This window comes from Burkholderia sp. MSMB1589WGS, from assembly GCF_001636105.1.
GTDB lineage: Bacteria > Pseudomonadota > Gammaproteobacteria > Burkholderiales > Burkholderiaceae > Burkholderia > Burkholderia humptydooensis.
Window position 1 is genome coordinate 332085 of record NZ_LNJT01000007.1, and the last position, 12319, is coordinate 344403.

General features: G+C 68.9%; 14 protein-coding genes. 9 read left to right on the forward strand and 5 right to left on the reverse strand.

The annotated features are described in order from the left end of the window. Positions 1 to 8 precede the first annotated feature (8 nt). From rpsF to WT16_RS09455, 3 genes are all read right to left on the reverse strand, one after another. A complete protein-coding gene (gene rpsF / locus WT16_RS09445) occupies positions 9 to 383 on the reverse strand; it encodes a 30S ribosomal protein S6 (protein ID WP_006026202.1) in 375 nt (124 codons plus the stop codon). A gap of 276 nt (positions 384 to 659) precedes the next feature. Further along, the gene (locus WT16_RS09450) at positions 660 to 1676 is read right to left on the reverse strand and encodes a zf-HC2 domain-containing protein (protein WP_063533211.1); all 1017 of its coding nucleotides are present in this window, start codon (positions 1674 to 1676) and stop codon (positions 660 to 662) included. Next, positions 1666 to 2382 carry an RNA polymerase sigma factor gene (locus WT16_RS09455; RefSeq protein WP_006026200.1) on the reverse strand — a complete coding sequence of 239 codons (717 nt, stop codon included), beginning with the start codon at positions 2380 to 2382 and terminating at the stop codon, positions 1666 to 1668. Before WT16_RS09455 ends, WT16_RS09450 begins: the two co-directional genes overlap by 11 nt. A gap of 225 nt (positions 2383 to 2607) precedes the next feature. Here WT16_RS09455 and WT16_RS09460 point away from each other — a divergent pair, with 225 nt between their 5' ends. Beyond that, positions 2608 to 3528 (forward strand): metallophosphoesterase, encoded by a 921-nt coding sequence (locus WT16_RS09460; protein WP_063533212.1) that lies wholly within the window; start codon positions 2608 to 2610, stop codon positions 3526 to 3528. A gap of 10 nt (positions 3529 to 3538) precedes the next feature. Then, positions 3539 to 3964, forward strand: coding sequence for a cupredoxin domain-containing protein (locus WT16_RS09465; RefSeq protein ID WP_063533213.1), 426 nt, complete (start codon positions 3539 to 3541; stop codon positions 3962 to 3964). 40 nt (positions 3965 to 4004) lie between these two features. On the opposite strand, the gene WT16_RS09470 is transcribed toward WT16_RS09465, so the two are convergent. Then, complete coding sequence (locus tag WT16_RS09470) at positions 4005 to 4916, reverse strand: LysR family transcriptional regulator (RefSeq protein WP_006026197.1); 912 nt, start codon at positions 4914 to 4916, stop codon at positions 4005 to 4007. Between the two features lie 164 nt (positions 4917 to 5080). Between WT16_RS09470 and gcl the strand changes: the two genes are divergently transcribed. The 5 genes from gcl to lysM all read left to right on the forward strand — a co-directional run bounded on the left by gcl (position 5081) and on the right by lysM (position 9672). Next, complete coding sequence (gene gcl / locus WT16_RS09475) at positions 5081 to 6856, forward strand: glyoxylate carboligase (protein ID WP_015601527.1); 1776 nt, start codon at positions 5081 to 5083, stop codon at positions 6854 to 6856. Between the two features lie 99 nt (positions 6857 to 6955). Then, entirely contained in the window at positions 6956 to 7765 is an 810-nt protein-coding gene (gene hyi, locus WT16_RS09480; RefSeq protein WP_015601773.1) for a hydroxypyruvate isomerase, read from the forward strand. A gap of 69 nt (positions 7766 to 7834) precedes the next feature. Then, positions 7835 to 8740, forward strand: coding sequence for a 2-hydroxy-3-oxopropionate reductase (locus WT16_RS09485; RefSeq protein WP_015602368.1), 906 nt, complete (start codon positions 7835 to 7837; stop codon positions 8738 to 8740). A 124-nt stretch (positions 8741 to 8864) separates the two neighbouring features. Next, on the forward strand, positions 8865 to 9236 hold the full coding sequence (locus WT16_RS30695) for a hypothetical protein (protein WP_230479270.1): 372 nt from the start codon (positions 8865 to 8867) through the stop codon (positions 9234 to 9236). Continuing rightward, a complete protein-coding gene (gene lysM / locus WT16_RS09490; protein ID WP_059934643.1) occupies positions 9202 to 9672 on the forward strand; it encodes a peptidoglycan-binding protein LysM in 471 nt (156 codons plus the stop codon). Before WT16_RS30695 ends, lysM begins: the two co-directional genes overlap by 35 nt. A 90-nt stretch (positions 9673 to 9762) precedes the next feature. Here the strand turns inward: lysM and WT16_RS09495 are convergent, their stop codons facing one another. Further along, on the reverse strand, positions 9763 to 10806 hold the full coding sequence (locus WT16_RS09495) for an asparaginase (RefSeq protein WP_063533214.1): 1044 nt from the start codon (positions 10804 to 10806) through the stop codon (positions 9763 to 9765). A gap of 440 nt (positions 10807 to 11246) precedes the next feature. Here WT16_RS09495 and WT16_RS09500 point away from each other — a divergent pair, with 440 nt between their 5' ends. Both WT16_RS09500 and WT16_RS09505 read left to right on the forward strand, forming a co-directional pair. Further along, positions 11247 to 11537 carry a PsiF family protein gene (locus WT16_RS09500; RefSeq protein WP_006026191.1) on the forward strand — a complete coding sequence of 97 codons (291 nt, stop codon included), beginning with the start codon at positions 11247 to 11249 and terminating at the stop codon, positions 11535 to 11537. A gap of 206 nt (positions 11538 to 11743) precedes the next feature. Further along, positions 11744 to 12199, forward strand: a complete 456-nt coding sequence (locus tag WT16_RS09505) for a hypothetical protein (protein ID WP_063533215.1) — start codon at positions 11744 to 11746, stop codon at positions 12197 to 12199. The last annotated feature ends 120 nt before the right edge of the window (positions 12200 to 12319 follow it).

Sequence of the window (12319 nt, forward strand, 5' to 3'; positions counted from 1 at the left end):
TTGGTGCGTTAAGCCTGCGCTTCGGTCGGCTGAGCTGCAGCCGCCTTCTTGGCTTCTTCGCGCTGAACTTCCTTCATCATCGGCGACGGGCCGGTTTCGGCCTTCTTCATCTTGACGATGAGGTGGCGCAGCACGGCGTCGTTGAACTTGAACGCGTGTTCGAGTTCGTCGAGCGTCGCCTGGTCGCACTCGATGTTCATGCAGACGTAGTGAGCCTTCGCGAGTTTCTCGATCATGTAGGCCAGTTGGCGGCGGCCCCAGTCTTCGACGCGGTGGATCTGGCCACCGTGCGACGTGATCGTGGACTTGTAGCGCTCGATCATCGCGGGCACTTGCTCGCTCTGATCGGGGTGCACGATGAAGACGATTTCGTAATGACGCATTACACACTCCTTATGGATAGAAGCCACCCGGGCGTCTGAACCGGTGTGGCAAGTGAGAAGCCGGAAAGTTTAACCCGGATATGGGTCGCGCGCAAGGCTGATCAGCGTTTCGCCGCGTGTTTCGGCCGTGTTTTCAACGACTTGGGGACTTCGCGGGCGGCGCCGGGCGGCACGCTCATTGGCTGGGCGCGTGCAACGGTCGCTGGCCCGTTCGGTTCCGGGCCGGCTTGGCTTGGCTGGGCTGGGCCATGACGGGGTCGCATCCTGCCCCTCGGATCATTGGCTCCGCGGCGCCGCGACGCGCGCGATCAACGCCGCCCTGAACGCCGCGAGCGCGGACGGCTCCGCGTCCGTCACCGCCCACCACGTCATGCCCGCCGCGTCCCAGCGGTCGAGCGCATAGCCCTGCGACACGGTCGCGTAACGCGCCGCGCCGCGCTCGCCCGCCGGCTGCACGTAGACGTCGATCACATGCTGCCGGTAGCGATAGACGAGCACCGCGACGCGCCGCTGCCCGACATAGTCGAGCCGGCCGCCCGCGAGCGCGAAGCCGCTCGCACTCAGGTCGACGACGGGCGGCGCGTAGTCGAGGCGCCCGTTGAACCACGGCTTGACCGTGTGGCGATCGCTCGAAACCACGTCGATGTCGCGCGACGACAGGCCGGCCCGCACGTGGCTCGCGACGATTTCGTCGACGACGCGCTCCGTCGCCGCGCGGCGCGCATCGAGCACGAGGCCCGCCGCCGCGGCGAACGCGATCGCCAGCGCGACGCCCCAGCCGAGGCCAGGCAGCGCTGCGGCGCGCGGCCGCGGCCCGCCGGCCATCTGCCCGGCGACCTGCCCGGCGGGCCTGTCGTGCGAGCCCGGCCGCGCGAACCAGCGCCTCGCCCGCGACGCAGGCGGGCCGTCACCGCCCGGCGCCGGCGCATCGGCGGGCGGAACGTGCCGCGCCGGCACCTCGGCAGCCGGGATCTCGGCGGTCCGTCCTTCCCGCCCGCCGCGGTCCGACATGACCGGGGCCGGCGTCTCGGCGACCGACGCATCCGCCACCGGCACCTCCGCCACCGGCACCTCCGCCCCCGCCAATTGCGCGACGACGCGCTCGCGCAGCGCATGCGGCGCGCGATGATATTGCGCCCGCCGCACCGCCCGGCCGAGCGCGACGAGCCGCTCCCGCTCGGCACGGCACGCGCCGCAACCGTCGACGTGCCGCTCGATCCGCCACGCGTCGGGGGCGGAAAGCTCGCGGTCGACGTCCGCGCCGAGCAGCGCACGCGCTTCGTTACAGTCCATCGATGGCCTCCGATGCGGTTCCGGCCGGCGGCGCGCCGCGCTCGCCCTCCGCCGCGCGATCGTCCGAACGCGCCGGCGCGCGAGCCGCACGCGACGCGGGCGCCGTCACGTCGCGCGCTCCGCCGAGCAACGCGGCAAGCCGCCGCCGCGCCCGCGCGAGCCGCGACATCACGGTGCCGACGGGCACGTCGGCGATCGCAGCGATCTCGCGATAGCTCAAGTCTTCCATTTCACGCAGCACGAGCACCTCGCGGTACTCGGGCGGCAGCTTCGCGAGCGCGGCGTTCACGCGTTGCACGTCCTCGCTGCGCATCAGCAGCGCGAGCGGATCTTCGGCCGCCGGATGCCAATCGTCCGGCGAATCGGCGGCGTCGAGCGCGTCGGTCGCGGCCACCTCGTGCGCGCTCGCCCGCCGCCGCCATTCGGTGTACCACGTGTGGCGCACAATCGTCAGCAGCCACGGCCGCGCGTTGTCGCCGCGGCACGAATCGAGAAAGCGGAACGCGCGCATGCACGCGTCCTGCACGACGTCCTCCGCGTCGCTCGCATTGCCGCACAGCCAGCGCGCGAGGTTGTATGCGGCATCCAGATGCGGCAGCGCGAGCGTGCGAAAACGCTCGCCGCGCGCCGCCGCGTCGGCCGCCGCGCGCCTGCCGCCCGCCCCATCCTTGCTGTCCTCGTCGCCCGCGTCACGTTCGTCGACCATCCGGCCGAATTGACCCACGTCGCCTCCCGGGGATGCGCGGCCGCCCGCCGGCCGCTCGCGTCCGGCGCACGCCGCCCGAGGCGGCGCACGCCGTCAACGATGCTTACCGCTCATCGATCCAGTTTATTCCCGCGATCCGCGCACGGCGGCGAAAAATAAGCCGGGAATATCCGCGCCGCCGCGGCGGTATTGCATGCACGAACCGTCACTTGCGAAGGCGCCCCCATGCCGAACTCCTCCCGATCCCTGAAACGGCGCGATTTCCTGCGCCTGGCCGCGTGCGGCGGCGGCGTCGCGTTCGCGTCCGCGCTGCCCGGCTGGAGTTTCGCCGCGAACGCCGGCGCCGATTTCTTCTTCGTCCAGCTCTCCGACGCGCACTGGGGCTTCACCGGCCCCGCGATCAACCCGGACGCGCGCGGCACGCTGCCGAAGACGATCGATGCCGTCAACGCGCTGCCCGTCGCGCCCGACTTCGTGATGTTCACGGGCGACCTCACGCACACGACCGACGACCCGGCCGAGCGCCGCGCGCGGCTGCGGCAGTTCCAGTCGATCGTCGCGCAACTGAACGCGAAGCCGCTGCATCTGATGCCGGGCGAGCACGACGCGAGTCTCGACGCGGGCGCCGCGTACCGCGAGATCTTCGGCGACACGCACTACGCGTTCGATCACAAGGGCGTGCACTTCGTCGTCGTCGACAACGTGTCGGACCCGGCCGGCCGCGTCGGCGACGCGCAGATCGAATGGCTCGCGCAGGATCTCGCGCGGCAGCCGAAGGACGCGCGCATCGTCGTGTTCACGCACCGCCCGCTCTTCGATCTCGCGCCGCAATGGGACTGGGCGACGCGCGACGGCGCGAAGGTCGTCGACGTGCTGATGCCTTATCCGAACGTCACTGTGTTCTACGGGCACATCCACCAGGAGCACCACGCAATGACGGGCCACATCGCGCATCACGCGGCGCGCTCGCTGATGTTCCCGCTGCCCGCGCCCGGCTCGCAGGACAAGCGCCTGCCGGTGCCGTGGGACGCCGCGGCGCCCTATCGCGGGCTCGGCTGGCGCGAGGTGCGCGTCGGCGACGCGGCGCGCGCGCCGGTGCTCACCGAGATGCCCGTCGGCGCGAAGCAGACGCAACCGGCTGCCTGAGGAGAACGCGATGCGCCATTTTTTCTTCGATCCGCGTGCGCTTCGCGGCCGGGCTCGCGCGACTGCATTGTCCGCGTCGCGCCGCCGCTGGCTCTTCGCCGCGGGCGGCGCGGCGCTCGCCGCGCTCGCGGGCGTTCACACGTCGCGCACGCGTGCGGCACCGCCGCGCGTGATCAAGGTTCACGCACGGCGCTTCGTGTTCACGCCGGACCGGATCGCGCTTGCGCCGCACGAATCGGTCGTGTTCGAGCTGACCGCGCAGGACACCGTGATGGGCTTTTCGATCCCGCAGTACGGCGTGCGTGCGGACGTGCCGCCGGGCGCGGTCGTCCATCTTGCCGCGCAGGCGGGCGATCCGGGCACGGTCCAGTTCCTGTGCGACATCTTCTGCGGCTCCGGGCACGAGACGATGAACGGCGTGCTCGTCGTCGGGTAGCGCGAAGGCCCGCCGGCTAACCGAGCGGCGCCCGGCGCGCTCACGCGGCGCCTTCCCAATACCCCGGCCGCGCATACACGTCGCGCAGATAATCGATGAAATAGCGCACGCGCGCGGGCACGTAGCGCTGCTGCGGATAGACGGCGAGGATGTCGTAATCGGGCAGCGCGTACTCGTCGAGCACCGTCGCGAGCTCGCCGCGCGCGAGCTGCTGCGCAATCTCCCACGTCGAGCGCCAGCCGAGCCCGAGCCCTTCCGACACCCAGCGGTGCAGGAGCTCGCCGTCGTTGCAGTCGAGCGTGCCCGATACGCGCATCGTCACGAGCTTGCCGTTGCGCCGGAAGTACCAGCCGCGGTTCTGGCCGCCCTGCAGATTGAACGCGAGACAGTTGTGCTCGGCGAGATCGTCGAGCGTCGTCGGCCGGCCGTGCCGCCGGAAATACTCGGGCGTGCCGCACACGACGCGCCGGTTCGACGCGAGCTTCACCGCGACGAAGTTCGGATCGACCGCGCCGCCAATCCTGATCGACAGGTCATAGCCCTCGCGCACGAGATCGACGACGCGGTCGGTCAGGTTGAACGACATCTGCAAGTCGGGCTTGTCGGCGATGAACGCGGGCGCGAGCGGCGCGACGTGCTTGCGCCCGAACGCGGCGGGCGCCGACACGATCAGGTGCCCGCCCACCGCGCGGCGCCCCGCGACAACCTCGTTCTCCGCCTGCGCCCATTCGGTGAGGAGCCCGCGGCAGCGCTCGAGGAACGCGGCGCCGTCTTCGCTCACGACGAGCCGCCGCGTCGACCGGTACATCAGCTTCACGCCGAGGCGCTTCTCGAGCGCGTCGATGCGCCGCCCGAGCACGACGGGCGACACGCCCTCCTCGAGCGCGGCCGCCGCGAGGCTGCCCGCGTCGGCCACCCGCACGAAGGTTTCGATCTGCTTGAACCGGTCCATCCGCTGTCTCCTCCCTGCCCGGCGCCACCGCGCGCGCCCGGCATTCGATACTTTTAGTCTCGGAATAAGCGACTCGAGCTGATCTTATCAAACCTTTCCTGCATCCCTAAAGTGTCCTCGACACCAGCGATACCCGCGATTCGCATCGAACAAGGAGACATTTCATGGCCAGGATGAGAGCCGTCGACGCAGCCGTGCTCGTGCTCGAGAAGGAAGGCGTGCAGACCGCGTTCGGCGTGCCGGGCGCCGCGATCAACCCGCTGTATTCGGCGCTGCGCCGCTCGGGCGCGATCGGACACGTGCTCGCGCGGCACGTCGAAGGCGCGTCGCACATGGCGGAAGGCTACACGCGGGCCGCGCCCGGCAACATCGGCGTGTGCATCGGCACGTCGGGCCCGGCCGGCACCGACATGATCACGGGCCTCTACTCGGCATCGGCCGACTCGATCCCGATCCTCGCGATCACCGGCCAGGCGCCGCGCGCGCGGCTCTACAAGGAAGATTTCCAGGCGGTCGACATCGAATCGATCGCGAAGCCCGTCACGAAATGGGCCGTCACGGTGCGCGAGCCCGCGCTCGTGCCGCGCGTGTTCCAGCAGGCGTTCCACCTGATGCGTTCGGGCCGCCCCGGCCCCGTGCTGATCGACCTGCCGATCGACGTGCAGCTCGCCGAGATCGAATTCGACATCGCGACCTACGAGCCGCTGCCCGTCTACAAGCCGCGCGCGACGCGCGCGCAGATCGAGGCCGCGCTCGCGATGCTGAACGACGCCGAGCGCCCGCTCATCGTATCCGGCGGCGGCGTGATCAACGCGGCCGCCGAGCACCTGCTCGTCGAATTTGCGGAAACGCTCCGCGTGCCGGTGATTCCGACGCTGATGTCGTGGGGTGTGATTCCCGACGACCATCCGCTGATGGCGGGCATGGTCGGCCTGCAGACATCGCACCGCTACGGCAACGCGACGCTGCTCGCGTCCGACTTCGTGCTCGGCATCGGCAACCGCTGGGCGAACCGCCACACGGGCAGCATCGAGGTCTACACGAAGGGCCGCAAGTTCGTGCATGTCGACATCGAACCGACGCAGATCGGCCGCGTGTTCGGCCCCGATCTCGGGATCGTGTCGGATGCGAAGGCGGCGCTCGAGCTGTTCGTCGAGATCGCGCGCGAATGGAAGGCCGCGGGCAAGCTGAAGAACCGCGGCGCGTGGGTCGCCGACTGCCAGCAGCGCAAGCGCACGCTGCAGCGCAAGACGCATTTCGACAACGTGCCCGTGAAGCCGCAGCGCGTGTACGAAGAGATGAACAAGGCGTTCGGCCGCGATACGTGCTACGTGAGCACGATCGGGCTGTCGCAGATCGCGGCCGCGCAGTTCCTGCACGTGTTCAAGGCGCGCAACTGGATCAACTGCGGCCAGGCGGGCCCGCTCGGCTGGACGATTCCCGCCGCGCTCGGCGTGCGCGCGGCCGATCCGCAGCGCCCGATCGTCGCGCTGTCCGGCGACTACGACTTCCAGTTCATGATCGAGGAGCTCGCGGTCGGCGCGCAGTTCAAGCTGCCTTATGTGCACGTCGTCGTCAACAACGCCTATCTCGGCCTGATTCGCCAGGCGCAGCGCGCGTTCGACATGGACTACTGCGTGCAACTCGCGTTCGACAACATCAACGCGCCCGAGGTGAACGGCTATGGCGTCGATCACGTCGCCGTCGCCGAAGGGCTCGGCTGCAAGGCGCTGCGCGTGTTCAAGCCCGAGGAGATCGCGCCCGCGCTCGAGCGTGCGCGGCAGATGACGGCCGAGTTCAGCGTGCCCGTCATCGTCGAGGTGATTCTCGAGCGCGTGACGAACGTCTCGATGGGCGCCGAGATCGATGCGATCAACGAGTTCGAGGATCTCGCGGACAAGGCCGAGCACGCGCCGACCGCGATCTCGCTGCTCGACTGACGCGCTTCGCTTGCCAGCTCGATTGATTGATTGATCAGCATGGCTGATCAGTTCGCCACACTTGACTTGCACCACTGACCGCCCCGTGAGACGACCGACATGCCGAAATTCGCAGCCAATCTGACGATGCTGTTCAACGAAGTCCCGTTTCTCGACCGCTTCGAGGCGGCGGCCGACGCGGGCTTCACCGCCGTCGAGTTCCTGTTTCCGTATCCGTACGCGAAGGACGAGCTCGCCGAGCGGCTCGACGCGAATCGCCTGCGCCTCGTGCTGCACAACCTGCCCGCGGGCAACTGGGATCGGGGCGAGCGCGGCATCGCGTGCCTGCCCGATCGCATCGGCGAATTCCAGGACGGCGTGGGCCGCGCGATCGACTATGCGCGCGCGCTGCAGGTGCCGCAACTGAACTGCCTCGTCGGCATTGCGCCCGCGAGCGTCGAGCGCGACACGGCGCTCGCGACGATCGTCGGGAACCTGCGCTTCGCCGCGGCCGAATTGAAGCAGGCGGGCATTCGCCTGCTCGTCGAGCCGTGCAATTCGTACGACATCCCGGGCTTCGCGCTGAACCGCTCCGCCGAAGCGCTCGACGTGATCCGCGCGGTCGGCGCCGACAATCTGTTCCTGCAGTACGACATCTATCACATGCAGCGGATGGAAGGCGAGCTCGCGGCGACGCTGCGCAAGCACCTCGGCGCGATCGCGCACATCCAGCTCGCGGACAACCCTGGCCGCCACGAGCCCGGCACGGGCGAGATCCATTATGCGTACCTGTTCGATCTGCTCGACGAACTCGGCTACGACGGCTACGTCGGCTGCGAATACAAGCCGCGCACGACGACGGCCGAAGGCCTCGGCTGGCTGCGGCAGATCGCGCGCGCCGACGCGCCGCGCGCGCGCAGCGGCGCGTGATCCGGCGCGCACACGTCCCTATTCACCCGTTTCGGATTCGAAATCAACGCACTCACAGGAGACACTGCAATGGCAACGATCGGCTTCATCGGCCTCGGCATCATGGGCGCGCATATGGCGCGCAACCTGCTCGAGGGCGGCCACCGCCTCGTCGTGAACGGCGCGTATCCGGTGCCTGCCGACCTGCGCGAGCAGACACGGGTCGTCGCGAATTCGACGGCCATCGCGCAGGCGTCGGACATCGTGATCTCGATGGTGCCCGACACGCCCGACGTGCGAAACGTGCTGTTCGCCGACGACGGCGTCGCGAAGGGCCTCTCGGCCGGCAAGCTCGTGATCGACATGAGCTCGATCTCGCCGCTCGACACGCGCGAGTTCGCGAAGGAGATCAACTCGCTCGGCTGTGACTATCTCGACGCGCCCGTATCGGGCGGCGAAGTCGGCGCGCGCGACGCGACGCTTACGATCATGGTCGGCGGCCCGCAGCGCGCGTTCGAGCGCGCGAAGCCGCTCTTCGAGCGGATGGGCAAGAACGTCTCGCTGATCGGCGAGAACGGCGCGGGCCAGACCTGCAAGGTCGCGAACCAGATCATCGTCGCGCTGAACATCGAGGCGGTCGCGGAGGCGCTCCTCTTTGCCGCGCGCTCCGGCGCGGATCCGGAGCGCGTGCGGCGCGCGCTGATGGGCGGCTTCGCGTCGTCGCGGATTCTCGAGCTGCACGGCGAGCGAATGACGAAGCGCACGTTCGAGCCGGGCTTTCGGATCGACCTGCATCGCAAGGACCTGAACCTCGCGCTCGACGGCGCGCGCCGGATGAACATCGCGCTGCCGCACACGGCGAGCGCGCAGCAGCTCTTCAGCGTGTGCGCGGCGAACGGCGGCGGCGCGTGGGATCACTCGGCGATCGTGCGCGCGCTCGAGATCATGTCGAACGTCGAGATCGGCGAGCCGCAAAGCGGCAAGAAGGTCGCGTGAGCGAACGCGGCGGCGTGGCGCGGCGAATCGCAACGCCGCGATGCTGCGCGCCTTCGCCACCGCATCAAGGCTTAACACAACAACGAGTCGTCGACGTGACATTCGACGCAATCGAATGCGATGCGTGCGCGACGCATCGTCGATGGGGCGCCTCGCCGCGCGCATCGTGCGCGCGGCAGGCAAACGAAGCCGCTTTCGGCTGAGAGCGGCAGGTGGGTCCGCAGCGGCACCCGGCGCCGACGGGGAAGCCTTGGTCGGTCAGACGTCGTCGTCGGGTGTCCGTCTGTCGGATTCGTCGCGGCGCGTATTACATTTCTTTACGTTCGACGAAGCGATTTTTCATGCAATTTGCAACGTGAACGCCTACACTTTCGCGACGCCTTTCGAGAAGCGTCGCATCACCCGGGCGCTTCTCGCGACTTCACGGCGCATTTTTGTCAATCACCTGAAGGAGTGTTGCGATGGGTCTTCTTTCGTTCATCAAGGAAGCGGGTGAAAAACTGCTCGGCAAGAGCGACGAGCAAGCCGCGGCCGATCCGGCCGCCGCGAACCAGACGGCCGCCGATGCGATCAAGAACTACATCTCCGCACAGGGCCTCGACACGTCGAACCTGACGGTTGCGTTCGACGGCACGTCGCGCACCGTCACGCTCACGGGCAGCGTCGCGGATCTCGACACCAAGGCCAAGGTCAAAGTGGCGGCAGGCAACGTGCAAGGCGTCGCGGGCGTCAACGACGACGACCTGCAGCCGGACGATCCGCAAGTGCAATATCACGACGTCGTCTCCGGCGACAACCTGTGGAAGATCGCCGAGAAGTACTACCGCGACGGCTCGAAGAACGACGTGATCTTCCAGGCGAACCGCCCGATGCTGTCGAGCCCGGACAAGATCTATCCGGGCCAGAAGCTCGTGATTCCGCCGCAGTCCTGAACGACGCGCGCGCAGCGGACATCATGAAAAAAGCGGACCTGCGAGTCCGCTTTTTTCTTGCGCGCCGTGCGCGATGCCGGCGCGCGCCGGTCAATACGTATCGAACACCTGCTGCAATTCGCGCACGTCGGCCATGCCCGCCGCGAGCGCGAGCATCAGCAGCACGCGCGCCTTGTACGGATTGAGCGAGCCTGCGCTCACGAAGCCGAGCGCATCGTCGTTCGCCGCGCCATTGCGCATCACGTGCCCCGAGCCGACGCGTGACGCGCGCACGATCGCGACGCCCTTCGCCGCCGCCTCGGCGAGCGCCGTCTGCAGCGTCGCGTGGATCGAGCCGTTGCCCGTGCCCGCGACGACGAGCCCGCGCGCGCCCGCCGCGACGCATGCGTCGACGATCACGCGCGATGCGCCCGCATAGCTCGCGACGACGTCGACCTGCGGCCAGGCGGCGCCGGTCGCGAAGCGCGAGTCGAGCGTATGCGGGCGCGTCGCGCGGCGCGCGAACTCGATGCGGCCGTCCTGCACCCAGCCGAGCGCGCCGAGCTCCGGCGAATGAAACGCGTCGACCGCGTACGTGCTCGTCTTCAAGACATCTCGCGCGCTGTGAATCCGGTTGTTGAACGCGACGAGCACGCCCTGCCCGCGCGCCGCCGCGCTGCCCGCGACGGCCACCGCGTTCAGCAGGTTCAGCGGGCCGTCGGACGACAGCGCGGTCGCCGGGCGCATCGCCGCCGTCATCACGACGGGCTTCGCGGTCTTCACGGTCAGATGCAGCAGGTACGCGGTTTCTTCGAGCGTGTCGGTGCCGTGCGTGACCACGATGCCGTCGATCGCATCGCGCGCGGCAAGCGCATTGATCCGCTCGACGAGCGTCGTCCACAGCGCGGGCGACAGGTCCTTGCTGTCGATGCTCGCAATCTGCTCGGCCTCGATCGTCGCGATCTGCGCGAGCGCGGGCACGGCGGCGAGCAGCCTGTCGACGCCGAGCGCGCCCGCCTGATAGCCGGCCGTCTGCGCGGCGTCGGGGGCAGCGCCGGCGATCGTGCCGCCCGTCGCGAGGACGGCGATGCGCGGCAGCGCGCGCGGCGCCGGGTTCGAAACGTGGAGGGGATGGGAAGATGTCGGTGCGTTCATGGCCGCGATTGTAACGGCAGCCGGCCGCCCTTCGGCAAGGACGGAGTTTCCCCGAGTGGGCGGGCGCGCGCGGCGACCGTTCGCACTCCCGCGCAATGCACGCGCGACGCGCGAGACCGCGTGCGCCGCACCGGTCCGCGTTATCCCGAAATAGACAAAATCCGTGACGACGCCCGGCGGCGCGCCTCGGCGACAGCACGCGGCATTCGCATGCGGCGGCCGCCCGAAACGCCTGCGGCGCCGGCGTTTGCAGCCTTGCGAAAGCATTTCGGGCGCGCCCGGCCGTTGCGCGCGCGTCACGCGAAAATTAGCGCACCGCTCGTTTTCCCGAGTATTTTGTCGTTTCGGCGCCGATTTGCCATAATGCAAACCGCGATCCGCGCAGCCGCGCGATTCGTCGCTTATCGAACAAGATGCAATTCACCCACCGGGAGTGTCCAATGAAGATCCGATCGCTGATGGCCGCGCTGCTCGTCGGCGGCGTGCTGGCAACGCCTGCATTCGCCGCAAACAGCCAGCAGGACAAGATGAAGGCATGCAACGCGCAGGCCGCCGGCAAGACGGGCGACGAGCGCAAGGCGTTCATGAAGGACTGTCTGTCGGCGAAGCCGGCGAAGAAGATGTCGCAGCAGGAAAAGATGAAGGCCTGCAACACGCAAGCCGCCGGCAAGACGGGCAACGATCGCAAGGCATTCATGAAGGACTGCCTGTCGGCGAAGCCCGCCGCCTGACGCTTCCGGCGAATCGGCACGATGCCGCGCACCGTTTCGACGGGCGCGGCATTTTCTTTTGCGGCGCATGCATGCGCGCGGCCGGCTGCGGCGTTTGGCCGCAATTTCTTCTATGATGGCTGCAGCGCGGCCCTCACCACCAAAACGAAGCGCCATCGGGCCGCCCTCATGACAGATGCGCACCGCGCATCAAACGGAGGCACGGGATGGCATGGAGACAAAACCGCTGGTTCCGGCGCTGGCTGATCGTCATCGTGTTCTGGGCCGTGCCCGTCGCGATCGTCGCCGTGCGGGAGATCCGCGAGGAAATGGCCTATAACCGCGCCGACCTCAAGCTCGCGCTGTCGACCTGGGAGCTCACCGACGCGCAGCGCGCGGCGGGCGCGGCGAAGGTCTGCCGCGGCGAGCCGGACGAAGCGCGCGCGGCGGGCTGCCCTGCCGACGTGCTCGCGGCGAACGCGCGCCGCCAGCAGGAGGCGCGCGACGAATTCGCGGTGCGCAAGCGCACGCTCGCGAGCTACCTGTGGCACGCGTTCGTCGGCTACTGGATCGTCCCCGCCGCGTTCCTGTTCGCGTGCGGCGTCGTGATCGGCCTCGTGCGCCGCGCGCTGCGGCGTCCGCCCATCAAGCCGCCCATCGAACCTCCCGTTTCGCATCACTGACGGCTGGCGCCGCGCGCAAAATCATGCGTGACGCGCGGCGCGCGAATCGCCCACCGACACGAACCTTGGCCCGCGACAACGTGCATGCGCGCGCGCCGCCGCACAATGAAACACGCCGAT